Source organism: Porphyromonas gulae, from assembly GCF_000765945.1.
GTDB lineage: Bacteria > Bacteroidota > Bacteroidia > Bacteroidales > Porphyromonadaceae > Porphyromonas > Porphyromonas gulae.
On record NZ_JRAT01000001.1, the window covers coordinates 16,541 to 40,714 of the forward strand.

The window sequence follows — 24,174 nt, forward strand, 5'->3', positions numbered from 1 at the left end:
AAAGGGATAAATCCGAATCCTGCGGCACGATAATTGCAATACGTATTTAGAGATGGCATACGACTTTACACAAACATTCCGCAACAGTCTGGAGTACAGCTATCAGGAGGCAACCCGTCTCGGCGTCGTGGCCGTGACGCAGGATATGCTCGTACTCGGTATCATTCGCGACGGAGACAACGGCGCGATCGACATCATGCGGCACTATGGGATCAACCTGTACGAACTCAAACGGTTGATCGAGTTGGAAGCCATCGCCGAGAGTTTGCCTGCTTCGCCCGAGGGATTGCCCATCTTCACCCCTTCGGCTCGGGAGGCTATCAATGATGCCACAGACATCTGTGCCGACATGGAAGACGAGGCCGTCAGCCCGGTCCATCTGTTGCTGAGTATTCTCAACTCGACACAGGAGAGCTTAGTACAAAAGATATTTATGAAACAAGGTATAAAATACGACACCATCCTGTCGGATTACTTCGGACAGCGCAGCCCCTCCGAAGGGAAGTCTCCTTCCGAAATGGGGATCCTCGACGGGTACCAAGACAACGACTTCGACGACGAAGAGGACGAATCCTCTCCGCCTCCAGGGAATAGCGGGACGGGCGGAGGCTCCGGCGACGCCCCCGAACAGAATGCCGGCGGAGGCGATACTACCACCACGACACGGAGCGGAGGCGATACGCTTGCACTGGACACCTTCGGCACCGACATCACCGCCATGGCAGCAGCAGGCAAGCTGGATCCGGTAGTAGGTAGGGAGCAGGAGATCGAAAGGGTGATACAGATCCTGAGCCGGCGCAAAAAGAACAATCCGGTACTCATCGGCGAACCCGGTGTGGGCAAGAGTGCCATCGTGGAAGGACTGGCCGAACGCATCGTGAACAGGAAGGTGAGTCGCATCCTTTTCGACAAGCGGATCATCAGCCTCGATCTGGCTCAGATGGTAGCCGGCACCAAATATCGCGGACAGTTCGAAGAGCGACTCAAAGCCGTACTCGATGAGCTGAAGAAGAATCCGCAGATCATCCTCTTCATCGACGAGATACATACCATCGTGGGAGCAGGTTCTGCCGCCGGATCGATGGATACGGCCAATATGCTCAAACCCGCTCTTGCCCGTGGACAGGTACAGTGCATCGGAGCCACTACGTTGGATGAGTACCGCAAGAACATAGAAAAGGACGGAGCACTCGAACGCCGCTTCCAGAAAGTGCCGATAGCCCCTTCGACAGCAGAGGAAACGCTGACCATCCTGCAAAACATCAAAGAGAAATACGAGGACTATCACGGCGTACGCTATACGGACGAGGCCATCAAAGCAGCTGTGGAGCTGACCGATCGCTATGTGTCCGATCGCTTCTTTCCGGACAAGGCCATAGATGCCATGGACGAGGCCGGCGCGAGCGTCCACATCACTAACGTAGTGGCACCGAAAGAGATCGAACTATTGGAGGCCGAACTGGCTTCGGTGCGGGAGAACAAGCTCTCGGCCGTAAAGGCTCAGAACTACGAATTGGCCGCATCCTTCCGCGATCAGGAGCGACGCACTCAGCAGCAGATAGCGGAAGAGAAGAGGAAATGGGAGGAGCAGATGGCCAAGCATCGCGAGACGGTGGACGAGAATGTAGTGGCGCACGTAGTGGCGTTGATGACAGGCGTTCCGGCCGAGCGGCTGAGCACGGGCGAAGGCGAACGTCTGCGTACGATGGCAGATGACCTCAAGACCAAAGTAGTAGGTCAGGACACAGCCATCGAAAAGATGGTGCGTGCCATCCAGCGCAATCGTCTGGGACTTCGCAATGAAAAGAAACCGATCGGATCTTTCCTTTTCCTCGGCCCCACAGGCGTGGGCAAAACCTATTTGGCCAAGAAACTCGCCGAATACCTGTTCGAGGATGAGAATGCGATGATCCGGGTGGACATGAGCGAGTATATGGAGAAGTTCTCCGTATCGCGTCTGGTGGGAGCACCTCCGGGATATGTGGGCTATGAGGAGGGCGGCCAACTCACCGAGCGCGTAAGACGCAAGCCCTATTCCGTGGTTCTCTTGGACGAGATCGAAAAGGCCCATGCCGATGTCTTCAACCTGCTTCTGCAGGTGATGGACGAGGGGCAGCTGACCGACAGTCTGGGACGGCGCGTGAATTTCAAGAATACGGTGATCATCATCACCTCCAACGTGGGTACACGCCAGCTCAAAGACTTTGGGCAGGGCATTGGGTTCCGTTCGGACAAAGACGAGGAAGCGAACAAGGAGCACAGCCGTTCTGTGATCCAAAAAGCACTAAACAAGACGTTCAGTCCCGAATTTCTCAACCGTTTGGACGACATCATCCTGTTCGACCAGCTGGGCAAGACGGAGATTCGCCGGATGGTGGACATAGAGCTTAAAGCCGTCTTGGCGCGCATCCATCGTGCCGGATACGACCTCGTTCTTACCGATGAAGCCAAGGATGTGATAGCGACGAAGGGATACGACCTCCAATATGGAGCACGACCGCTCAAGCGTACACTCCAGAACGAAGTGGAGGATCGCCTCACGGATCTCATCCTCTCCGGACAGATCCGGAAAGGACAGACGCTTACGCTCTCGGCTTCCGACGGGGAGATCGTCGTACAAGAGTAGGCATAATACAACTTTCTCTACCTTTTTTCTCTTTTGAGTGAAGGAGGCGGCAACGGAAGCAATGCTTCTTTTGTTCGTCTCCTTTCTTTTTCGGGTATGAGTGCATCCCTCAGTCGGCCGGCGGCTGCCCCCGATGCACGACATAAGGAGAAAGCTCGGCTGCACAGGGCCTGCAAGCTCGGAGCAGGCCGCTTTTTTGTGTACATTTGTAGGGTATGAAACGATTTCTTTTCTCCTCCATCACAATACTCTTTCTGTCGGTGCTGTACACTGCCATGACACCGCCTCGTACGAACAAGGGTACAATGCGTGCCGTACAGTCGAAGGACTATCCCTTTCTCCTCTTCGAGGGGATCGACGGTAAGGATGTTGATCGGTGGGTCGAAGACCGAATCAAGAGCATGAGTACAGAGGAAAAAGTAGGCCAACTGCTCATGCCGATCGTTTACCCCTCTTTGCAGGGAGAAAAAGTAAAGCAAGCCGAACAACTGGTGCGCTCCTGCCATATCGGGGGTATCCTCTTCCAAAAAGGAACACTCTCGGAGCAATACACGATGACTCGCCACTTGCAGGAAGCTGCCCGCATCCCTCTGCTGATAGCACTGGACGGTGAGTGGGGTTTGCACATGCGTCTGAAAGATGCCCCACGCTTCCCTCGCAATATGGGCTTGGGACACCAAAAAGACAATCAGCTCCTTTACAACTATGGTCGGGAGGTAGCGCGCCAATGCCGGCTGATGGGGATTCATGTCAATTTTGCCCCGGTGCTGGACGTGAACAATAATCCGAAGAACCCTGTTATCGGTACGCGTAGTTTCGGCGACAATCCACGCCAAGTGGCGGAAAGGGGAGTCGCCTATGCACAAGGTTTGGAGGACGGTGGCGTAATGGCAGTGGCCAAGCATTTCCCCGGGCATGGCAATACGATGGAGGATTCGCACAAGACCTTGCCCACGGTCTTTGCCTCCCGAGAGGAATTGGACAAGACCGAATTGTTCCCCTTCAAGGAGTTTTTCCGAGCCGGCCTCAGCGGAGTGATGACGGCTCACCTCAATGTCCCGGCATTGGAGGCGAAGAAAAATACACCCTCATCGCTCAGCTATACCATCTGCACCGATCTGCTCCAGCGGGAAATGGGCTTCGAGGGGCTGATCTTTACGGATGGGCTGGCCATGCAGGGGGTACAGAGCGCCGGTTCGCAGCCGATCTCGGTTCGTGCCATATTGGCCGGCAACGATATTCTCCTCGGTCCCGTAGACCCGGCCAAGGCTTTTTCTGAAGTGCTCGCTGCTGTAAAAGACGGGACGATAAGCAACGATTTGCTAGACAAGAAATGTCGCAAAATTCTGGCCTTCAAGTATGGGCTCATTATCCGCAAGGAACTGCCCAAGGAAAAGGCCGCGGAGAAGGTGGTACGGCAGGTAAACAACCGTGAAGCGGAACGGATGGCAGAAAACCTCTGGCTGGCGTCTATTACGATTCTCAAAAACAAGAAGCAGTTCCTCCCCCTCTCGGAGGGAAACCGTATTGCATGCGTCGATCTGGATGGTGCAGCCACCAATACTTTTACACAAGAGCTGGGGCTTACGAGCAAGGACTGCTATTCCTATACCAAGGGCAGCAGCAGTACGCGCACACAAGAGCTGCTCTCCAAACTCAAGGGGTACGATGCTGTGATCGTCACGGTTCGGCACACACAGCCGGATCGGGCAAGAACCTTTCTCCACCGGCTGACGGAACAGAACCACACTGCCATCGTCTTCTTCACATCGCCCTATGTAGCCGACAGGATTCCGGCGGCTACGGACAAAGCACGGGCTATAGTCGTGGCATATGAAAACGTAAAGGAGGCTGCTCGAATGGCAGCTCGCAAGATTCGGGACAGAGTTGTGGTATCCTCAGGTGGTGAGATCCCGGTTGTTCCGGAAGAGGAGGAGACCGATCCGACTGCGAACATGATGCCACCGACCGAATCCCACTCCTCTATCATCCCGATGCCGGCGGTAGACCGCATAGCGAAAGAAGCCCTAAGGCAAGGAGCTTTCCCCGGTTGTCGTATCCTCGCTGTCCATCGGGACAAGGTGGTATATGACAAAAGCTTCGGCACCCTCGACGGATCTGCACACGGAGGCAAGGTATCTTCTTCCACCATCTACGACTTGGCATCCGTCACCAAGATCGTAGCCACTACTCCGGCTGTGATGCTACTGGTTCAGGATGGGAAATTGAAGCTCAGTGACCGGCTCGGAACGCTATTGCCTCGCTTTGCCGGAACAGACCTCAAAGACATCACCGTACAGCAGCTTCTGCTTCATGAAGCAGGCCTTCGGCCATCGGTCAATTTCTACGAATCCCTGATAGACAGTAGCAGTCTGGACGGCAAGTTGCTCTCTCCCCGGCGGAGTTCGGGATGGGTTCGAGTAGATACCAATATGTGGGGCAATCCGTTCTTCGGATTTCGCTCCGATCTGGTCTCCGGACAATTTCGGCCGGACTATCCGTTTCGTTTTTCTTCCAATCTGTACCTGTCCAAAGAGGTCAAAGAAATTGTCCTCAATACGATCGCTTCTACTCCTCGCAATGGTGTCGGACGCTACAGGTATTCGGATCTGGGGTTCATCCTGCTACAGCAAATTGTGGAAAAAGTGTCGGGCAAGAGCTTGAATGTCTTTGTCGAAGAACGCATATTCCGCCCCATCGGAGCCGGTTCGCTCGGTTATCTTCCACTCGATAAGTATCCCGTTTCGCGCATTGCACCGGCACAGAACGACAAATTTCTACGTAAAAGCATCGTCCGCGGTACAGTGGACGACGAAGCTGCCGCATGCCTCGGAGGCGTGTCGGGCAATGCCGGTACTTTCGGCACGGCAGAGGATGTAGCGCGCGTGTTGGACATGTTCCTTCACGAAGGCAGCTACAAAGGCCGCAGAATCATTGACCAAAAGGTCTTTCGACAGTTCATCACGACTCACGGCAAGGGCAACAGACGTTGTCTCGGGTTTGACAAAGGTCGCGCAAGCATGGCGGAATCGGCTTCCTCCTCTACCTACGGCCATACGGGATTTACGGGCACCTGTGTTTGGGTCGATCCCGAGAACGAACTTATCTTTGTATTCCTTTCCAATCGAACTTACCCCAATCGGCTGAATAAGACACTGATGACGGCAAGCGTACGCCCAAGGCTGCATCAAGCGATATACGAGGCTTTGGGAATAGCGGAGCAATGAGACCGAAACAAAATAGAAACCTACAATATAGAGAAGGAGACAGAACTATGATTTTTGGACATGGAGATGAAGGCGTTACACCCTTATCAGGCAAAATAATCAACTTCAGTACCACTGTCTGGACAGATGGCGATAAAGATCATCTGGAGAAACATCTGGTAGAAAACCTCAACTGTATTCAGCACTACCCCGAGCCGGATGCCGGTACGCTCAGGCAGATGCTCGCCAAGCGGAACAGTGTGGATAATAACGCCATACTCGTGACCAACGGACCCACGGCGGCCTTCTACCAAATAGCACAGGCATTCAGAGGGAGCCGAAGCCTCATAGCCATTCCTTCTTTTGCCGAATATGAAGATGCTTGTCGGATGTATGAGCACGAAGTCTGCTTCTATCCTTCTAATGAGGATATAGGCGAGGCTGATTTTTCCAATATAGATTTCTGCTGGCTTTGTAATCCGAACAATCCCGATGGCAGACTGCTGCAGCGGATAGAGATCCTGCGTCTGCTCAACGATCATCCTGACACGACATTCGTCCTCGACCAGTCCTATGTATCGTTTACGACCGAGGAAGTGATTCGTCCGGCTGACATCAAAGGAAGAAAGAACCTTGTCATGGTCTATTCCTTCAGTCATGCCTACGGGATACCAGGACTTCGTATCGGCTACATCGTGGCCAATAAGGATTTTATGAAGCGTGTAGCTGCTTTCAGTACCCCGTGGGCGGTAAATGCACTGGCTATAGAGGCTGCCAAATTCATCCTTATTCATCCTGCGCAATTTACTCTGCCGATCCGCAAGTGGCAACGCAATACGGTAGATTTTATCACAGCCCTGAATCGCCTCGATGGCGTAGAAGTACATCCCTCCGGCACCACGTTTTTCCTCCTTCGTCTGAAGAAAGGGACTGCAGCCGAACTGAAAAAATATATGCTGGAGGAACATAATATGCTGATTCGGGATGCTTCCAACTTCCGTGGTCTCGACGAATCCTACGTCCGAATCACTACGCAGCGACCTGCTCAGAACCAGCTTTTCATCAAAGCTCTGGAGACATTCCTCGAGAAATACTAAGAGTAGCAGATGCTGCAGATCAGTCTCTGTCCTTCTCCCGTACTCTATCCATACTACAAGACGGAGCAAGAAGAGTACACGGTTGTCATCGTGGATATATTCCGTGCCGGCACCACGATTACGACGGCACTGATGAACGGTGCCGCAGGCATCATCCCGATTGCAACCGTCGAGGAGGCGGAAATCTATGCCAAGAACGGCTTCCTCGTAGGAGGTGAGCGAGGAACGAAGCGATTGCCTTTCGCGCATTTCGGCAATGCTCCCGAAGAATATACTCGCCGGGCGGTAGAGGGGAAACAGCTCGTACTATCGACGACCAACGGCACCCGTGCTGCCGACATAGCTGCCGGAGCCTTGCACGTTATTATCGGGGCTTTTATCAATCTGGAAGCTGTCGCTCGCTACTGCATCGCCAAGCGGAAGCCGGTCATGGTACTGGCTTCGGGCTGGCAAAACAGGATGAGTACGGAGGATTGTCTGTTCGCCGGTGCTTTGGCTGCTACGATTGTCCGGCTTGGAGAGGAGGTCATTTGTGAAGATGGAGCTTCAGTTTTCCAAGAACTCTGGGGTAACTACAACACGCACGAGAAGCTGACGGCATATCTGAGCCGGCGAGATCATTACGAACGCCTGCGCGCCAACAAACTGGAGAGAAGTGTTCCCTATTGCACTTCGCTCAACCTTACGGATATTGTTCCCGAACTGACCTTCAAAATTCCTGCTGCATCAACGGATTGCCCGGCTAACCGGCTCTTCCTACCCGTCACCCCACCTTTCTAAGCCGTCCGAACAAATCTTATCGGAGTACGGCATCTTTTCCACCGCAAACCATTCCATTTCCTCTCCACGCTCCACTAATTTGCAAGAAGTGGAGCCGTAAAGCATGCTCTGAACAAGCTTTTATTATCTTTGTGCGCCGGCCGTATCCAAAGCCATAGTCCGATGGCTGCGCGATCTTGGAAGCCGGCAGGAAAAAACCGCCACCGTTTTGTTTAGCTCACCACATAATGCAAACTAAATCTGCTTCAGGACGTTCTGCGATTCTCCTCATATATACAGGGGGGACAATCGGCATGATTGAGAATCCGGAGACGGGAGTATTAGAAGCTTTCGACTTCAAATATCTGGAAACCAATGTGCCGGAACTGAAAAAATTCGGTTTCAAAATCGACTCCATCCAGTTCGATCCTCCTATTGACTCGGCTGCTATCTCACCGGACTTATGGGTGAGGCTGGCCGAAACTATTCGAGAGAACTACCGGACTTACGATGGTTTCGTCATCCTTCACGGCACAGACACCATGGCCTATACGGCCTCTGCCTTGAGCTTTATGCTCGACGACTTGCAGAAGCCTGTAATCCTGACAGGATCACAACTACCTATCGGCACCCTTCGGACAGACGGAAAAGAAAACCTCATTACCGCCATCGAAATCGCAGCAGCCAAGCAAAACGGCTATGCTCGTGTGCCGGAAGTTTGCATTTTCTTCGACAATTATCTCATGCGTGGCAATCGCACTTCGAAAGTCAGTGCAGACCAGTTCGAAGCCTTTGCTTCATACAACTTTTCGCCTTTGGCCTATGCCGGTATCGACATTCGGTACGAAGATGCTCTGATAGCCGACCGAGGGGCAGATGCTGCTCTTAGTGTCCATACGGAAATGGACAGAAACGTTGTCATCCTGAAAATATTCCCCGGCATCACACGCGAAGTGGTGGAGAGCATTCTCGGCATCCCCTCACTGAAGGGTGTAGTTCTGGAGACATACGGTAGCGGCAATGCCCCCATGGAGCCGTGGTTCCTGGAAGCTTTGGAGAAGGCCGTTCAGCGTGGACTCGTCATCGTCAATGTCACCCAATGCGTATCGGGCTATGTGGATATGCATCGATATGAAACGGGGCATCAACTCGAAACCATCGGGCTTATCAGCGGTTATGACAGTACGACCGAGTGTGCCATCATCAAGCTCATGTATCTGTTCGGACGCGGATATACACCGGAGCGTGTAAAAGCAGAGATGAAACGCTCTCTAAAGGGAGAAATAAGCGTAGGAGAAGAGTACGAAAACAACAAATGCCGATGCTGATCTCCTCCAACCGAACTGTCAGAACAAAGAGCAAAGGAGAACGGAAAGCAAGATGATCAAATTCATGAGTATCGCCAGTGGCAGTAGTGGCAACTGCTACTACCTCTCCAATGGCAATCAGGCACTGCTTATCGACGCAGGCATTCCATTACGAACCATTTCCAAAGCCCTTAAAGATCATCAGATACCCGTCGAAGGGAATGTAGTGGGCGTATTGGTTACGCACGACCATGCCGACCATATCCGGACTATCGGCTGCCTGGGAGAAAAATTCCATCTGCCCGTATTCGCTACAGAAAAAGTCCACAACGGTATCAACAGCAGTAGATATGTGGATCACCTCCCGCTCCTTTCACGGCGCAATATCCTTCAGGAAGAAACATTTCGTCTGGCCGGATTCGATATAACGGCCTTTCCCATCCCTCACGATGCCACAGAAAACGTAGGCTACCATATCACGGCTCCGGGCTTCAGCTTTACGCTGTGCACCGACGTCGGACACATCACCGACACCATCTCTCACTATGCATCCAAAGCCGATTACCTCGTCATGGAAGCCAACTACGACTGTGAGATGCTGCTAAGCGGACCCTATCCGGAGTTTCTGAAAGAACGGGTATCGGGGCCAAACGGACATCTGAGCAATCAGGAAACGGGCGACTTCCTTGCACGAACTTTCCATCCGGGGATGAAACACGTATGGCTGTGCCACCTGAGCAAGGACAACAACCACCCCGACTTGTGCTGGAAATCCATCGAATATCGCCTATTCAATGAAGGAATCCGTGTCGGAAAAGATATGGAACTCACCGTACTCAAACGTACATCCCCCTCAGCCCTGTATACTCTCTTGGAGGATTGATCTCCGGAGACTCCTTCCCATTTCTCTCGCTTCGCATACTACGGCCGATAAGCTCTCTCCCCATAACAGATTGTTACAGGAGCAAGGGTGAGCGGATCATAAGATTATAGAAATCCCTTTTTTCAGCGTCTCCATCCGAAAGGATGAGAGGCCAGAGGCAAACGTGCGAAGGGATGGTATTCGCCCTTCAACCCTACGGGACAAGCATTGCGAATGTCATGGACGATCTGAATACTGTTGCGAGCCTCGTCCAAACCGAAACCTTCGCCGGCCAAAATCCGCCGATAACTCTCGGTGTGCAGCTCTGTAAATCCTTCGCTGAACTCGAATGATTCGCCGTCTATTTCTATCGTACGAAAGGTTCGCTTCTCTCCCTGTACGGCATTCTCGGGCAGAAGCTCTTCATTGATCGAGAGGAAGTAACGCACACGGGCGCGCTCCAATTCCAGATAGCCGGCAGCCCTGTCATGCTCATACACATGTACGACATTGTGTCGGACACTGCCGAAAATCCACGACAGCATATCGTAGAAATGGACACCGATATTCGTAGCTATGCCGCCGCTCTTACGCTCGTCTCCCTTCCAGCTCGTATAGTACCAGTTGCCACGCGAAGTAATATACGTCAGCGTGACATCATAGATCTTGTCGGCCGGTCCGGCTTCGATCTTTCTCTTCAGAGCCACGATCGACTCATGGAGTCGCAGTTGAAGGATATTATAGATCCGATGCCCCGTCTCTTGCTCGATCTCCTGCAAAGCGTCTATATTCCAAGGGTTGAGCACCAAAGGCTTTTCGCATATCACATCCGCTCCAAGCCGCAGACCATAGCGGCAATGGGCATCGTGCAGATAGTTCGGCGTACATACGGACACATGGTCGATAGCCTGATCGGTCCCTCGTAGCTTGGAGTTGTGACGGTCGAACAGTTCTTGCTCCGTAAAGAAGGCAGCTTTCGGGAAGTAACTGTCCATGATACCCACACTGTCGAACTTATCCATAGCCGATACCAAGCGATTGCCCGTATCCTTGATGGCGCGAAGATGGCGCGGAGCGATATAGCCGGCCACACCGATGATGGCAAAGTTGTGCATTGTCCTGTTCCTCATTATATCCGATCAGAAACATCCTGATCCGGACAAAGGTAAGGAGTAAAGGCGAAAAACTCTCTCGCTTTTCTTGCGTGATTGTATTCGCGCTCTATCGGGAAAGAAAAGGCGAGGGTCGCCGGCATCTTACAGCTGATCGGATTAATCGTCACGTTTCCCCAGTACCATTGCCAATAACCCGAAAACGGGTGTGTCGAATTTGTTTTTCGATACACCCGTTTTCAGCTTTCTCTTGGCTCCTCTGTTAAAAACGAGAAGGTGCGCCGGAAGATAATCTCGACACACCTTCTTTGCATAATGCAGACTGTAGCTTCTTTGGGAACGAGGATTATAACTCTATATACATCCTCTCCTTATGCGAGGAGCCTCCTCTCCCAATAATCGCTATCCGTCAATTAGTCTTTGGCAGGAAGAGCTACGCGACGCTCTTTGATACGGGCTTTCTTACCTGTCAGGCCACGCAGGTAATACAGCTTGGCACGACGTACCTTACCATACTTCTCAACGGTGATATTTTCAATGAAGGGGCTTTCGATGGGGAAAATACGCTCTACACCGATACCGTCTGAGATTTTGCGAACAGTGAAGCGCTTCTTGTCGCCATGGCCGCTAATGCGTATTACCACACCGCGGTACTTCTGGATACGCTCCTTGTTACCTTCCTTGATACGATATTCAACAGTGATGGTGTCACCGCTGTTAAACTTGGGATGTTCTTTTCCTGATTTGAACTCTTCGTTAACGATTTTAATAAAGTCCATTTGTATTGCTTTTTGGATTAGCTAAGTACTAAACGCAATATACACAGGTCGCACGTTATTTCCTGTCAGAGATTACGCAAAGCGACTGCAAAGTAACAAAAAAGCTTCCAATCGGCAAAACTCGCGCCAAAAACAGCACGAATTTACCCCATTGAGACACGGAACTAACGAAGATAAAAAGACAGACTCCCTCAGCTATCAGGATACGCGCCCCACGGACTGTACATATTTGTTCTGACGGAGGCGATGGCAAATTTTGAGCAGGTCGTCGGAGTTGTGCACGAGCAGATGGATTTGTCCTTCGAAAATACCATCCTTGGCCGTGAGCTGTATGTGCTTGATGCCGACGTTGAAGTCTTCCGAAATAATCTGTGTTACGGCAGTAAGGATGCCGGTGGAGTCGATGCCTTTAAGAGCCAGTTTGGCTTCGAACGAGGTGTGACTGTGCAGGCTCCATTCGGTGGAAAGAATGCGATTGCCGAAGCTGCTCTTCAGACGCATGGCGATCGGGCACGATCGCTTGTGCACCACGACGGTATCGTCATCGTTGATAAATCCAAAAGCATCATCACCCGGAATAGGCTTGCAGCATTCAGCGATCTGATAGTTGCGGGAGAATTCGTCCTCCTGCAGGATATAAGTCTTTTTGGTGTTGAAAGCTTTCTTATCCTCTTTCTCTGCCGGCTTGCCGGATGGAGAGGAGGTTTTGTTGCTTTTGCCCGCTTTCAGTGCCGAACGGATAGCCCTCATCAGGAAGTTGCCGCTATGCTCTCCCTGAAGCAGTTTCTTGAAGCTTTCGGGCAGAGATACCGTACCTGTACCGACAGCGTAGAAGAATGTTTCTCGATTGAGGAAACCGAAATAGGCTGCGATCCTATCCAAAAGTTCGGCAGAGACCATGGATTCGGATGTTCGGATAACGCTGACTACCTTTTCTTCCCCTCGATTGACCATCTCACGTCTTTTGCGTCGGAGGAAGGAATCCACTTTCGATTTGGCACGCGCTGTAGTTACATAGCGCAACCACTCTTCGGTGGGCTGCTGACTCTTACTCGAAAGTACTTCCACCTGATCGCCGCTATTGAGTACATAGCTGAGTGGAACAAGTTTGTGGTTCACTTTGGCACCGATACAATGATCTCCCAAATCGGAGTGAAGCGAATAAGCAAAGTCCAAAGCCGTAGCTCCCTGTGGCAGACGTTTGATCTCGCCTTTTGGCGTGAACACCATTACCTCGTTGGAGAATAGATTCAATTTGATCGTATCGAGAAAGTCGAGAGCATTCGGATTCGGATTTTCCAGTATTTCCTGTATGGTACTGAGCCATTTCTCCAGTTCCGAATCTTCCTCCACGTTGTCGCCCTTGTATTTCCAGTGGGCAGCGAATCCTTTCTCTGCAATGTCATCCATCCTTCGGCTACGGATCTGGACTTCCACCCACTCGCCATCCGGACCCATGACCGTCAGGTGGAGTGCTTGGTATCCGTTGCTTTTGGGATTGCTGACCCAGTCGCGAATACGGTCGGGACGATTGCGATATATATCCGTGATGGCCGAATAGATCTCCCAGCAGCGGTTTTTGTCGGGGACGGTAGCTGAAGATTCGAATATGATTCGCACCGCGAAAAGGTCGTAAATCTCTTCGAAAGGAACCCCTTTCTTTTCCATTTTCTTCCAAATGGAATAGACGGATTTGACCCTCGCCTTCATCTCATAGGACATGTCCATGCCGGCAAACCGTTGTTTGAGCGGTGCCGCAAAATGTTCGAATAGCTCTAAACGATGCTGCTCGGTGATGCGGATTTTCTCCTTGATGGCTTCATATTCCTGTGGATGCTCGTATTTGAAACTCAAATCTTCCAGCTCGCTCTTGATCGCGAAGAGCCCCAAACGATGCGCCAAAGGAGCATAGACGTACTGCGTCTCGCCTGCAATCTTCATTTGCTTGGCCGGAAGCATGGAGTCCAGTGTACGCATATTATGCAAACGATCGGCAATCTTGATGAGGATAACGCGGATGTCATCATTCATCGTCAGAATCAGCTTGCGGAAATTCTCGGCCTGTGCGGAGCTATTGCTAAAGACTTCACCGGATATTTTGGTCAGGCCGTCGACGATCTGTGCCACCTTCTCTCCGAACATGTCGCGCATATCATCCACGGTGTACTCCGTATCCTCCACCACGTCGTGCAACAGGGCACAACAGATGGACGTGGATCCCAACCCTATCTCCTGACATACAATCCGCGCCACGGCAATAGGATGGAGGATATAAGGCTCCCCGCTACGTCGCTTGGCACCGGCATGAGCATCCTTGGCCAAGTGGAAAGCCTTGTCGATCTTTTCCACTTTGCGACGATGGTTGGAGTTCAAATAGTCTTGAATCAACAAAGAGTATTCCCGCTGTACGAGGGCTTCTTCTTCGCTGATCGAGACCTTGTTTTCCGTTTCTATATCGGGATTCTTTGCACTCACGTTTGGCTCCATAATCTATTTTCAATCTACAATGTGGTCTTATTATACAAATGTAAAAAAAAGACCGTGCCGAAAATGATATTCCGGCACAGTCTCTTTATTGTATATGTGTTGATCGAATTAGATTGTCTCTTTCGGATCAGTGTATCTGTTTGATGATCTCCATACCGCGTTGGATGGCTTGCTCGTTCATCGGGATGAGTTTGTGGTGACGTTCGGGCAGTGTCTTCTTCAGACCCTTGATCACACTTTCGATCTTAACCATCGGAGCAACCTTGAGAACACCGCCGAGGACAATCATGTTGAATGCCTTTTGGTTACCCATGCGGAGCGACTCTTGTGTAGCATCCACTTCATAGATTTGAATATCGTCGCGCTTATTCTTGAGTACGATGCTGTCCGGATCGTAAACCAAGATACCGCCTTTCTTAACGCGCGGCTCGAACTTATCGAGCGAAGGCTGGTTCAGTACGATCACAATGTCGTATTCATTGAGAACCGGCGAGCTTACCTGTTCGTCGCTCACGATCACCGTCACATTCGATGTACCCCCACGCTGTTCGGGTCCGTATGAAGGCATCCAAGATACCTCTTTGTCTTCCATCAAACCGGAGTAAGCAAGGATCTTACCCATTGAGAGGACACCTTGTCCTCCGAAACCTGCAATTACAATTTCGTAAGTCATGATACTTTTCTTTTGTTTGAATGGGAGGTTAGTCGATATTCTTAAGATCTCCCAGAGGATACTGTTTAGCCATGTTCTCCATCATCCAGTCATTGGATGCTGCAGGGCTCATCTTCCAGCCAGTGTTGCATGTAGAAACAACTTCGACAATAGAAGTACCCTTTCTGTTCATAGAGTTTTCGAATGCCTTCTGGATCATCTTCTTCGTCTTGCGAACAGCTGCTGCGTTGTGCACGGTCTGGCGCGTTACGAGACAAGTACCATCGAGCAAAGCAAGCATATCGGCAATCTTCAGCGGATAGCCGTTCAGCTCTACGTTTCTTCCTTGAGGGCAAGTAGCCGTAGCCATACCTTCAAGGGTAGTCGGGGCCATCTGACCTCCGGTCATACCGTAGATACCGTTGTTGATGAATATAATGGCGATGTTTTCTCCTCGGTTGGCTGCATGGATGGTCTCGGCTGTTCCGATGGCGGCCAAGTCACCATCGCCCTGATATGTAAATACCAGCTTAGACGGATTCAGACGCTTTACTGCCGTAGCCAGAGCCGGTGCGCGGCCGTGGGCAGCCTCTTGCCAGTCAATATCGATGTAGCGATAGGCGAATACTGAGCATCCTACGGGAGCGATGCCGATAGTTTCTTCCGTCAAACCCATTTCTTCGATTACCTCTGCGATGAGTTTGTGTACGACTCCGTGGCTACAACCCGGACAATAGTGCATATCCGTGTCGTTCATCAAAGTCGGCTTAGCGTAAACCAGGTTTTCCGGTTTGATAATATCGTTGATTTCCATTGTGATAACTGTGTTATTAGCGTTTGAATGAACTGATGAAATATCCCGTCACCCTGACTGCTACAGCTGCAAACCCCGGTATCAGATACAGCCACCTCTGCTCTGTCTGTCTGTAAAACAGGAACATGGCCACCGTAAGTACCAGCAGGAGATAGAAGGCTATCGTCAGTATGCCGTTGACTTTCTTGAGATCCATTCTCGGACTATATTCTCTACTTATTTGATTACTTTCTCTTTGAGTGCTTGCAGAATCTCATCAGGAGAGAAGAGCATACCGCCCATACGACCATAGTGCTCTACGGGAACCTTGCCGTTTACGGCCAAACGAACATCTTCTACCATCTGACCGGCATTCAGCTCTGCCACAAGGAAGCCTTTGGCACGATCGGCCAGCTTGGCGATCTCTTTGGTCGGGAACGGCCACAAGGTAATCGGACGCAAGATACCTGCCTTGATACCCTGCTCGCGTGCGAGCTGTACCGTTTTGTTGCAGATACGTGCAGAAGATCCGAATGCAACGAGGATATAGTCGGCATCTTCCGTCTGATACTCTTCGTAGCGAACTTCATTGGCTTCGATCTCTGCATATTTCTTTTGGAAGCGGAGATTGTTCTGCTCCATAACCGCCGAATCAAGCTCGAGAGAGGTAATGATATTCGGCTGACGACCTCCCTTGCGACCGAGAGTTGCCCACGGGCATTGCTCGCGGATTTCGTCTTCGGTACGACGCTTTTTGAACGGAGGCAATATCACCTTTTCCATCATCTGACCGATGATACCGTCGGAAAGGATGAGTGCAGGATTGCGGTACTTGAATGCCAGCTCCAGTCCGAGGCCAACGAAGTCGACCATCTCCTGTACGGAGTTGGGTGCCAATGTGATCAGACGATAGTCACCGTGTCCGCCACCCTTGACAGATTGGAAATAGTCGGCCTGTCCGGGTTGGATCGTTCCCAAGCCGGGGCCTCCACGCATAACATTTACAATCAAGCAGGGCAATTCGGCACCGGCACAATAGCTCACTCCTTCTTGCTTGAGACTCATACCCGGGCTGGAGGAAGAGGTCATCACCATCTTGCCGCAACTGGCACCGCCATAAACCATGTTGATGGCAGCGACTTCGCTCTCTGCCTGCAAGACAACCATACCGGTCGTATCCCATGGATGCTCCTCCATGAGCGTTTCCATAACTTCAGACTGCGGAGTGATAGGATAGCCGAAGTAGCCATCCACACCGTTACGTATTGCTGAGTGTGCAAGGGCTTCATTGCCCTTCATCAGCCTTATTTCTTCTGTCATATTTTTTCTCTGTTTTTTTTGTTACAATTTCACTTTGTACACCGTGATACATGCATCCGGGCATACTGTTGCACAGCTGGTGCAGCCGATACAGCTTTCGGGATCTTTCATATAAGAGTAATGATAGCCTTTGTCATTGACTTCATTCGGGTGTAGCTCCAGCACTTTTGTCGGGCAAGCCACTACACATAGATTGCAACCTTTGCAACGCTGGGTATTAACGACCACAGCTCCTCTGATTTTTGCCATTATAGTTATCTTTTTAATAAGGACTTCGAATACCTAAAAGTGAGTAATCTTGACGTCCCAAAGATAGGTATTCTTTCCCTCCTGATACCTATAAAGGCGGTTTTTTCGATCGTTCACGTCCTTTTTGTGCCGGGAAAATGTTCTTTAGCATGTTTTGACCTCGTGCCGTTGTGACGAAGTCGATCCGACACAAGATTCTTTCAGGTCGAAGTAGCCCATATTATCCCTGTCAATCAGGGCAATACGGTGCGATCCCCCAGACGACGCGCCAACTCGCTTTTCATTTCGTTCATGCTGCGCAGTTCGTTCATTATTTCTAATTGCAACTCGATGTCGCCGGCTTTTTGAGCTTGTACGATTTCTTTCTGCAAAGCACGGATTTGTACCTGAATAAAAACATTTTTGATGGTGAGAAGTTCGCGTTCCACTCGCATCTGAAGGTCTTCTTCCGCATTGCTCTCCTCCCCTTTTCCATAGTGAATACGGCTCAAAGCATAGCGATCGGTCAGTAGCTCGACCGCAATATGACTGATCTGTGCATTGGGGTGATCTCTGAAGTACTTGGCTGCTACAAAACCACTGTCGAACGATTGTTCGGCAGCCTCATCGAGAATCTGTCTGAACACGTCGGTGCCAATATCTACTCCATCCGCATTCAAGTCCGATTTGATGTAATAAGCCAAGGTGACCTCCGATGGAGTCTGCTTTTCCGCTCCTTCTTCATGCCTGTATATGAGGAGTTTTCTTTCGCCATGGCGAATGATCAGACGGAGCAGTTCCTCTTCATATTTGGCCGGATAGCAGGGTTGCCCCACCTCTGCCGAACGAGTATCGGCTGGAGTTTCGGTACTATGGTCTTCCGCGCCTACGGGGTTGTCCGAATCGTTTTTCCTCTCAGAGGTAATCGCCGGCTGTTGGATGGTGGGTTGTGGGGCGGAGTACGTACTCCCGCGGAACCTCATCTTCTGGACTTCGCGAGCCAATAGCCGCTCATCCATACTGAGGGTTTGCCCTGTTTCTTGGACATAGACACGGCGTGTGATGTCGTCGGGGATCAGAGCAATACTGCCGATAATGTCGGTAATGAGCTGTGCTCTTCGGATGGGGTCACGCTCCATGTCGCTCAAGTAGAGCTGTGTCTTGAAGCGGATAAAATCCGTTTCATGCTGCTCGATATACTCCTCGAACTCCGCTACGGTATGATTGCGGGCAAAACTGTCAGGGTCTTCTCCATCAGGCAGGAGAACCACTTTCACGTGCATGCCTTGCTCCAGTAGCAGGTTGATACCACGCAGAGCTGCCTTGATCCCGGCTGCATCACCATCGTATAGAACTGTGATATTCGAGGTAAAGCGGTGTATCTGGTTGATCTGCTGCTGTGTCAGAGCCGTTCCGGAGGAAGCCACCACATTTTCGATGCCGGACTGATGCATCGAAATGACATCCGTATAACCCTCGACAAGGAAGCACTTGTCTCGGCGAGCAATCTCTTTCTTGGCCAGGAATAGCCCATACAGCTCTTTGCTCTTCGAGTAGATGATGCTTTCGGGAGAATTGACATACTTGGCGGCCTTGTCTTTCTTCCCTAAAATTCTTCCTCCGAAGGCTACGATCTTGCCGCTTACGGTCTGTACGGGGAAAATGACTCGTCCACGGAAACGGTCGTGTAAGGCCTTGTTGTCTTCGTATCGGATGGAAAGCCCTGTATCGACCAAGTATTCGGGCTTGAACCCTTTTCGTATAGCTTCGTCACTGAGAGCCGACCTCTCTTCGGGTGCATAGCCGAGCTGGAACTTCTGTACGGTCTCCGGACGAATACCTCTTTGGCGGAAGTAAGTCATCCCGACGGTCCGGCCTTCGACGGTATTGAGAAGGTTGTTCTTGAAGAAGTCGTTGGCAAACTCATTGAGGATAAACATGCTTTCTCTATCGCTCTTGAGTTTCTTCTCCTCATCGGTCAGCTCCCGTTCGTGAATCTCGATCCCGTATTTACGCGCCAGATAACGCAGGGCATCGCTATAGCTGAGCTGTTCGATTTTCATGATGAAATGAACAGGCGAACCTCCTTCGCCACAGGCGAAGCATTTGCAGAGGTTCTTTGCCGGCGATACGGAGAACGAAGGATTGCGATCGCTATGGAAAGGACACAAGCCGAGGTAGTTCACGCCACGCTTGCGGAGCGAAACAAAGTCGCTTACGACCTCTACGATATTGGCCGCATCGAGTATCCTCTCTCGAGTCAGATCGTCAATCATCTCATCCTATATATTCTATATTATATATAGTGTCGCAGATGCGTCATTCCATACCCAGCGAACGGAGATAGGATATGGCCTTGTCCATATCCTCCGGCGTATCGATTCCTATCGTGCTCTGCTGTGTTTGCAGCACTCGAATCCGGTAGCCGTATTCCAGCCAACGAAGCTGTTCGAGGCTTTCGGCTTGCTCTGCCGAGCCTTGGGGCAGCGAGGTGATCTCGCGGAGGACGGCCGGGCGAAAGGCATAGATCCCGATATGCTTGTAGTAAGTATGCCGGCGGCACCAAGTGTCAGGCTCTACCCCCCTGAGATATGGGATAACGGAGCGGCTGAAATAAAGGGCATAGCCTCCATGATCCAATACGATCTTCGGGCTGTTCGGATTGTCCAATCGCTCGAAGCTCGTGTCAGGCGAGAAAACTTCTGCCAACGTAGCTATATCGGTTTCCGGTTTGTCGAAAGCCGAAATCAGCAGGTCGATCTGTTCCTCCCGGACAAAAGGTTCATCGCCTTGCAGATTCAGGACGATCTTTTCTCCCCGACCTACTTTGTCGAATGCCTCCCGACAGCGTTCCGTACCGCTACTGCACTCGGGGGACGTCATCACCACCTCTCCTCCGAAATCCTCCACGGCCTGACGGATACGCTCGTCATCGGTGGCTACGACGGCTCGGGGGACGACACCGGCTATTCGCTCATATACCCGTTGGATCATCGGCTTGCCGAGCATATCGGCCAGTGGTTTGCCCGGGAATCGGCTGGAAGCGTATCGAGCCGGGATGATGGCTATTACCTCTGTATTCATTCTCCTTTGATAAAGCGGAGATAGGCTTCGCAGTTGGCCGGCAGCATTTCCGGCAGGCGAGGATTGTAGGAGTCGTAGCAGGCATGGTAGCCGGTGAATCGAGCACGCAGGAAAGCAGCTATTCCGTCGAATACATTCAGGTAGCTTCGCAGCGTATGGCACTGCTGTGCTCCTTCGGCAAAAGCCGATTCGGGCGATCCACAGGAGACTGCCGCGCAGATTTCTTTACCCTCCATCTTGTCCCCACCGGCGCCGTAAGCCCAGCCGTCGGTGAAGACCTCATCCATCCACTTCTTCAGCAGATAGGGGGCTGCATACCAATAGAGGGGGAATTGGAAGACGATGCGGTCATGAGCCTCCAGCAGGGCCTGCTCATGTGCTATATCGATTTGTCCGTTCGGATACTGTTCGTAGAGATGGTGGATAGTGGCCGCACCCTCGATGGCTTTGGCCCAAGCCTTGTTGATAACGGATTTGGTCAAATTGGGGTGAACGACTATTACGAGCGTTTTTTTCATTTTTTGAAAAGGGTATTATAGTAGTATGACAAATCCTCAAAAGAGAAGTCTCGAACTGTAAAGAGGTCTCATTTTGGGACTTCAAAGAAACGATTTATAAGCCAAAAAAGCAAGGTTTTCCCCGCTGTGTGTTGTCTGAAAAGTATGGTATTAGCTTTGTGGTCGACAAAGAATCATCAGTCGCTCCGAGGTGTCTATGAAGGTGTCCGAAATCCATCTTATCGGATACATGAGGGCCTTCGCTTCTCTATGAAAAATACGCGCCAAAAAAGTTTTCAACAATGAAGCTGAGTTTAGAATCATTCCAAATAAGCACCAGAAAGGAAGAGGTTTTCGAGATGAAAGAGATGGTTAAGCGAGTCTTGGGAAGGCGTAACCTGCTTTCTATAAGGTGGAATTGCCATTTATATATAAACTATTTTCGATTTGTATATAGATCGTTTCCTATTTATATATAAATCGTTTCTAATTAATATATAGTTCGAAAGTCATTTGTATATAAATCAGAGTGTCCAAAAAGCTTTTGTAGAAGGCTATAAACAAAGAGGCACCCGCCAAGTTTATAAGAAACTTCGCGGGTGCCTTATCTTTCGAGTCCCCGAATGAGGGGCTGCTCTTGTTTATTTGCCTGAGGCTATTTCTCCTCTATTCAGATGCTCCGAGGTCGAATATAGCCGTTGAGGTGAGAATACTGACCGGAGTCGGCCTGTAGTCGGTTGTTTCTGTGTTTATAATTTATTGTCATTTAGTCGTTTGTTAAAGCATTTTCATTCTTTCGAAAGCTCTTCGGTAGCGAGATTCAGCTTCCCATCACAGCCTCTATCGGGGAGCAAATATAGCGAAAAGTCTAAACCACAAGGAATCGTAATTGCTGCTCTCCAGGGCAATCGTATTTGAACTGTTAACACACTTATAAACCTAACGATTGCTACGTCCGGTTATCAAAACAAGTACGCATTAATGTACTAGAGTCCCAAATTATAGAAGAAAGAGGCCAAGGATAGTTCGGAGCCGTCAATATAAAGGTGGAGCGGTTTTTGTAGTTAATACAGTGTACATTTGTGTCGATAAAGGGTGAATAACCCTTTTCGACTGCATCAACATGCTGGTAATGAATGAAATAAAAAAGTGAAAGCAATATAATGAACAAGCAAAAAAACAATCGCGAGCAAACGCCTCAGCCCGAACAGGATACCGAAAGAGACGAGCAACTGACAAACAGTCACGAAAATGATCTTGACAGTGCCCCGGCAGCCGAGGAGAACGACAAGGTGGCAGACCCGGTGGAGGAACTCACGGCTCAGCTGGCTGCCCTTAACGACACCCATTTGCGTTTGATGGCAGAGTATGACAACTACCGCAAACGGACACTCAAGGAAAAGAGCGAGCTTATCCGCAATGGCGGAGAAAAGGTACTCGTGGATCTGCTGCCCGTGATCGACGACTTCGAGCGCGCTCTCAACAATTTGGGCGACATGTCGGAGCCTGCCGCTATCAAAGAAGGAGTGGAGCTGATCTACAGCAAGTTCATGGACTATCTGCAGAAGCAGGGAGTCAAGAAGATAGAAACCGCAGACCTGCCATTCGATGCCGACCTATGCGATGCCGTAGCCATGATCCCGGCACCCTCGGCCGAGCAGAAAGGTAAGGTAATAGACTGTGTAAAGACGGGCTATACGCTCAACGACAAAGTGATACGTCACGCTCATGTGGTGGTGGGAGAATAAATCCCCCATCGACGAATCGGAGCAGAACGAACAAGGATAAGAGATGGCAGAAAAAAGAGACTATTACGAAGTCCTCGGTGTGTCGAAGAATGCCACCGATGATGAACTGAAAAAAGCATATCGCAAGAAGGCTATCCAATACCATCCGGACAAGAATCCGGGTGACAAGGAGGCCGAAGAGCACTTCAAAGAGGTAGCCGAAGCTTACGACGTCCTGAGCGATCCGCAAAAGCGCAGTCGATACGACCAGTTCGGACATGCCGGATTGGGCGGAGCTGCCGGTGGAGGTTTCGGCGGAGGCGGTATGTCCATGGAGGATATTTTCAGCCGCTTCGGTGATCTGTTCGGCGGATTCGGTGGTTTTGGTGGATTCTCCGATATGGGCGGCGGCAGTCGCAGACGCGTTCGTAGAGGGTCAGACCTGCGTGTACGAGTGAAGCTTTCTTTGGCCGATATAAGTAAAGGTGTGGAGAAGAAAGTGAAGGTGAAGAAGCAGGTAGTATGCAGCAAATGTCGTGGCGATGGCACGGAAGATGCTAATGGCAAGACTACCTGCCAGACCTGTCATGGATCCGGCGTGGTTACGCGCGTGAGCAACACTTTCCTCGGAGCCATGCAGACCCAGAGCACCTGTCCCACTTGCCACGGAGAGGGGGAGATCATCACGAAGCCATGCTCGAAGTGTAAGGGTGAAGGTGTGGAGATCGGCGAAGAGGTGATCTCATTCCATATTCCTGCCGGTGTAGCCGAAGGGATGCAAATGTCCGTGAACGGCAAGGGAAATGCCGCGCCCCGAGGAGGCGTGAATGGCGACCTGATAGTCGTGATCGCCGAGGAGCCGGATCCGAATCTGATCCGCAATGGCAATGATCTGATATACAATCTGCTTATATCCGTTCCGTTGGCTATAAAAGGAGGCAGTGTGGAAGTGCCGACGATAGACGGACGAGCCAAGATCCGCATCGAGGCGGGGACACAACCGGGCAAGATGCTGCGCTTGCGCAACAAGGGGTTGCCCAGCGTAAACGGCTACGGTACGGGAGACCAACTGGTGAATGTCAATGTCTATATCCCCGAATCGATCGATGCCAAAGATGAGCAGGCTATCGCAGCGATGGAAAACTCGGACAGCTTCAAGCCTACCGATGCCGCTCGTAAGGACATAGACAAGAAATACAGGGAGATGTTGGATTGAAAGACAACACCGCTGTATGGTGCTTGACCAGACAAAGGCTGCCGCATCCGGTAGCGATGCAGTTTGACAAACGAAGTTTTTGAGCGATGAACAACGAATTTTTGCAGATAGAAGAGGATATTGTCCGCATGCTGCGTACAGTATACGATCCTGAAATCCCGGTCAATGTGTATGATTTGGGCTTGATATATAATGTGGATGTAGGAGCCGACGGGTTTGTTACCGTCACCATGACACTGACGGCACCGAATTGTCCTGCAGCGGACTTCATCATAGAGGATGTTCGCATGAAGGTGGAAAGCGTGAAAGGCGTCAAGGGGGTAAAGATAGACCTGACCTTCGAACCCGAATGGAGTAAGGACATGATGAGCGAGGAAGCCATGCTGGAGCTTGGATTCCTCTAAAAACTTCGGCTCCGAATC

At 50.9% G+C, this 24,174-nt stretch carries 20 protein-coding genes; 9 read left to right on the top strand and 11 right to left on the bottom strand.

Features of this window, described 5'->3' with window-relative positions; genetic code table 11:
• The first annotated feature begins 52 nt into the window (after window positions 1-52).
• The 6 genes from HQ49_RS00095 (at window position 53) to HQ49_RS00125 (ending at window position 9,878) form a co-directional block, all read left to right on the top strand.
• Entirely contained in the window at window positions 53-2,626 is a 2,574-nt protein-coding gene (locus tag HQ49_RS00095; RefSeq protein ID WP_039417745.1) for an ATP-dependent Clp protease ATP-binding subunit, read from the top strand.
• Between the two features lie 215 nt (window positions 2,627-2,841).
• Window positions 2,842-5,853 (top strand): glycoside hydrolase family 3 N-terminal domain-containing protein, encoded by a 3,012-nt coding sequence (locus HQ49_RS00105; protein ID WP_039417747.1) that lies wholly within the window; start codon window positions 2,842-2,844, stop codon window positions 5,851-5,853.
• A gap of 47 nt (window positions 5,854-5,900) precedes the next feature.
• The gene (locus HQ49_RS00110) at window positions 5,901-6,929 is read left to right on the top strand and encodes a pyridoxal phosphate-dependent aminotransferase (protein WP_039417770.1); all 1,029 of its coding nucleotides are present in this window, start codon (window positions 5,901-5,903) and stop codon (window positions 6,927-6,929) included.
• 9 nt (window positions 6,930-6,938) lie between these two features.
• The gene (locus HQ49_RS00115) at window positions 6,939-7,709 is read left to right on the top strand and encodes a 2-phosphosulfolactate phosphatase (RefSeq protein ID WP_039417748.1); all 771 of its coding nucleotides are present in this window, start codon (window positions 6,939-6,941) and stop codon (window positions 7,707-7,709) included.
• A 227-nt stretch (window positions 7,710-7,936) separates the two neighbouring features.
• Window positions 7,937-9,016: an asparaginase gene (locus HQ49_RS00120; RefSeq protein ID WP_039417750.1), complete on the top strand. Its 1,080-nt coding sequence runs from the start codon at window positions 7,937-7,939 to the stop codon at window positions 9,014-9,016.
• 52 nt (window positions 9,017-9,068) lie between these two features.
• Window positions 9,069-9,878, top strand: a complete 810-nt coding sequence (locus HQ49_RS00125; protein WP_039417752.1) for an MBL fold metallo-hydrolase — start codon at window positions 9,069-9,071, stop codon at window positions 9,876-9,878.
• A gap of 122 nt (window positions 9,879-10,000) precedes the next feature.
• Here the strand turns inward: HQ49_RS00125 and HQ49_RS00130 are convergent, their stop codons facing one another.
• From HQ49_RS00130 to HQ49_RS00180, 11 genes are all read right to left on the bottom strand, one after another.
• Complete coding sequence (locus HQ49_RS00130; protein ID WP_039417772.1) at window positions 10,001-10,972, bottom strand: Gfo/Idh/MocA family protein; 972 nt, start codon at window positions 10,970-10,972, stop codon at window positions 10,001-10,003.
• Between the two features lie 410 nt (window positions 10,973-11,382).
• Entirely contained in the window at window positions 11,383-11,748 is a 366-nt protein-coding gene (rplS, locus tag HQ49_RS00135) for a 50S ribosomal protein L19 (RefSeq protein ID WP_018965269.1), read from the bottom strand.
• Between the two features lie 198 nt (window positions 11,749-11,946).
• Window positions 11,947-14,235 carry a RelA/SpoT family protein gene (locus HQ49_RS00140; RefSeq protein ID WP_039417754.1) on the bottom strand — a complete coding sequence of 763 codons (2,289 nt, stop codon included), beginning with the start codon at window positions 14,233-14,235 and terminating at the stop codon, window positions 11,947-11,949.
• A gap of 127 nt (window positions 14,236-14,362) precedes the next feature.
• The gene (locus tag HQ49_RS00145) at window positions 14,363-14,908 is read right to left on the bottom strand and encodes a 2-oxoacid:acceptor oxidoreductase family protein (protein WP_012458509.1); all 546 of its coding nucleotides are present in this window, start codon (window positions 14,906-14,908) and stop codon (window positions 14,363-14,365) included.
• 28 nt (window positions 14,909-14,936) lie between these two features.
• Window positions 14,937-15,701 carry a thiamine pyrophosphate-dependent enzyme gene (locus HQ49_RS00150; RefSeq protein WP_013815155.1) on the bottom strand — a complete coding sequence of 255 codons (765 nt, stop codon included), beginning with the start codon at window positions 15,699-15,701 and terminating at the stop codon, window positions 14,937-14,939.
• Window positions 15,702-15,717: 16 nt separating this feature from the next.
• Window positions 15,718-15,897, bottom strand: coding sequence for a hypothetical protein (locus HQ49_RS00155; RefSeq protein ID WP_039417755.1), 180 nt, complete (start codon window positions 15,895-15,897; stop codon window positions 15,718-15,720).
• Window positions 15,898-15,917: 20 nt separating this feature from the next.
• A complete protein-coding gene (locus tag HQ49_RS00160) occupies window positions 15,918-17,000 on the bottom strand; it encodes a 3-methyl-2-oxobutanoate dehydrogenase subunit VorB (protein ID WP_039417757.1) in 1,083 nt (360 codons plus the stop codon).
• A gap of 21 nt (window positions 17,001-17,021) precedes the next feature.
• Window positions 17,022-17,249 carry a 4Fe-4S binding protein gene (locus HQ49_RS00165; protein WP_004583469.1) on the bottom strand — a complete coding sequence of 76 codons (228 nt, stop codon included), beginning with the start codon at window positions 17,247-17,249 and terminating at the stop codon, window positions 17,022-17,024.
• A gap of 233 nt (window positions 17,250-17,482) precedes the next feature.
• Window positions 17,483-19,504 carry a DNA primase gene (gene dnaG, locus HQ49_RS00170; RefSeq protein ID WP_039417758.1) on the bottom strand — a complete coding sequence of 674 codons (2,022 nt, stop codon included), beginning with the start codon at window positions 19,502-19,504 and terminating at the stop codon, window positions 17,483-17,485.
• Between the two features lie 43 nt (window positions 19,505-19,547).
• Window positions 19,548-20,312: a 3-deoxy-manno-octulosonate cytidylyltransferase gene (gene kdsB, locus HQ49_RS00175; RefSeq protein ID WP_039417760.1), complete on the bottom strand. Its 765-nt coding sequence runs from the start codon at window positions 20,310-20,312 to the stop codon at window positions 19,548-19,550.
• Window positions 20,309-20,830 (bottom strand): NAD(P)H-dependent oxidoreductase, encoded by a 522-nt coding sequence (locus HQ49_RS00180; RefSeq protein ID WP_039417762.1) that lies wholly within the window; start codon window positions 20,828-20,830, stop codon window positions 20,309-20,311. Before HQ49_RS00180 ends, kdsB begins: the two co-directional genes overlap by 4 nt.
• Window positions 20,831-21,972: 1,142 nt before the next feature.
• Here HQ49_RS00180 and HQ49_RS00185 point away from each other — a divergent pair.
• The 3 genes from HQ49_RS00185 to HQ49_RS00195 all read left to right on the top strand — a co-directional run bounded on the left by HQ49_RS00185 (window position 21,973) and on the right by HQ49_RS00195 (window position 24,156).
• Window positions 21,973-22,557, top strand: a complete 585-nt coding sequence (locus tag HQ49_RS00185; protein WP_018965848.1) for a nucleotide exchange factor GrpE — start codon at window positions 21,973-21,975, stop codon at window positions 22,555-22,557.
• Between the two features lie 43 nt (window positions 22,558-22,600).
• Window positions 22,601-23,752: a molecular chaperone DnaJ gene (gene dnaJ / locus HQ49_RS00190; RefSeq protein ID WP_018965849.1), complete on the top strand. Its 1,152-nt coding sequence runs from the start codon at window positions 22,601-22,603 to the stop codon at window positions 23,750-23,752.
• Between the two features lie 86 nt (window positions 23,753-23,838).
• A complete protein-coding gene (locus HQ49_RS00195) occupies window positions 23,839-24,156 on the top strand; it encodes a metal-sulfur cluster assembly factor (protein WP_018965850.1) in 318 nt (105 codons plus the stop codon).
• The last annotated feature ends 18 nt before the right edge of the window (window positions 24,157-24,174 follow it).

What these genes read in the sequence shown, in the direction of transcription:
- HQ49_RS00095 (WP_039417745.1), top strand. Translation starts at nt 53, where the DNA reads ATGGCATACGACTTTACACAAACATTCCGCAACAGTCTGGAGTACAGC.
- HQ49_RS00105 (WP_039417747.1), top strand. Translation starts at nt 2,842, where the DNA reads ATGAAACGATTTCTTTTCTCCTCCATCACAATACTCTTTCTGTCGGTG.
- HQ49_RS00110 (WP_039417770.1), top strand. Translation starts at nt 5,901, where the DNA reads ATGATTTTTGGACATGGAGATGAAGGCGTTACACCCTTATCAGGCAAA.
- HQ49_RS00115 (WP_039417748.1), top strand. Translation starts at nt 6,939, where the DNA reads ATGCTGCAGATCAGTCTCTGTCCTTCTCCCGTACTCTATCCATACTAC.
- HQ49_RS00120 (WP_039417750.1), top strand. Translation starts at nt 7,937, where the DNA reads ATGCAAACTAAATCTGCTTCAGGACGTTCTGCGATTCTCCTCATATAT.
- HQ49_RS00125 (WP_039417752.1), top strand. Translation starts at nt 9,069, where the DNA reads ATGATCAAATTCATGAGTATCGCCAGTGGCAGTAGTGGCAACTGCTAC.
- HQ49_RS00130 (WP_039417772.1), bottom strand. Translation starts at nt 10,972, where the DNA reads ATGCACAACTTTGCCATCATCGGTGTGGCCGGCTATATCGCTCCGCGC.
- rplS (WP_018965269.1), bottom strand. Translation starts at nt 11,748, where the DNA reads ATGGACTTTATTAAAATCGTTAACGAAGAGTTCAAATCAGGAAAAGAA.
- HQ49_RS00140 (WP_039417754.1), bottom strand. Translation starts at nt 14,235, where the DNA reads ATGGAGCCAAACGTGAGTGCAAAGAATCCCGATATAGAAACGGAAAAC.
- HQ49_RS00145 (WP_012458509.1), bottom strand. Translation starts at nt 14,908, where the DNA reads ATGACTTACGAAATTGTAATTGCAGGTTTCGGAGGACAAGGTGTCCTC.
- HQ49_RS00150 (WP_013815155.1), bottom strand. Translation starts at nt 15,701, where the DNA reads ATGGAAATCAACGATATTATCAAACCGGAAAACCTGGTTTACGCTAAG.
- HQ49_RS00155 (WP_039417755.1), bottom strand. Translation starts at nt 15,897, where the DNA reads ATGGATCTCAAGAAAGTCAACGGCATACTGACGATAGCCTTCTATCTC.
- HQ49_RS00160 (WP_039417757.1), bottom strand. Translation starts at nt 17,000, where the DNA reads ATGACAGAAGAAATAAGGCTGATGAAGGGCAATGAAGCCCTTGCACAC.
- HQ49_RS00165 (WP_004583469.1), bottom strand. Translation starts at nt 17,249, where the DNA reads ATGGCAAAAATCAGAGGAGCTGTGGTCGTTAATACCCAGCGTTGCAAA.
- dnaG (WP_039417758.1), bottom strand. Translation starts at nt 19,504, where the DNA reads ATGATTGACGATCTGACTCGAGAGAGGATACTCGATGCGGCCAATATC.
- kdsB (WP_039417760.1), bottom strand. Translation starts at nt 20,312, where the DNA reads ATGAATACAGAGGTAATAGCCATCATCCCGGCTCGATACGCTTCCAGC.
- HQ49_RS00180 (WP_039417762.1), bottom strand. Translation starts at nt 20,830, where the DNA reads ATGAAAAAAACGCTCGTAATAGTCGTTCACCCCAATTTGACCAAATCC.
- HQ49_RS00185 (WP_018965848.1), top strand. Translation starts at nt 21,973, where the DNA reads ATGAACAAGCAAAAAAACAATCGCGAGCAAACGCCTCAGCCCGAACAG.
- dnaJ (WP_018965849.1), top strand. Translation starts at nt 22,601, where the DNA reads ATGGCAGAAAAAAGAGACTATTACGAAGTCCTCGGTGTGTCGAAGAAT.
- HQ49_RS00195 (WP_018965850.1), top strand. Translation starts at nt 23,839, where the DNA reads ATGAACAACGAATTTTTGCAGATAGAAGAGGATATTGTCCGCATGCTG.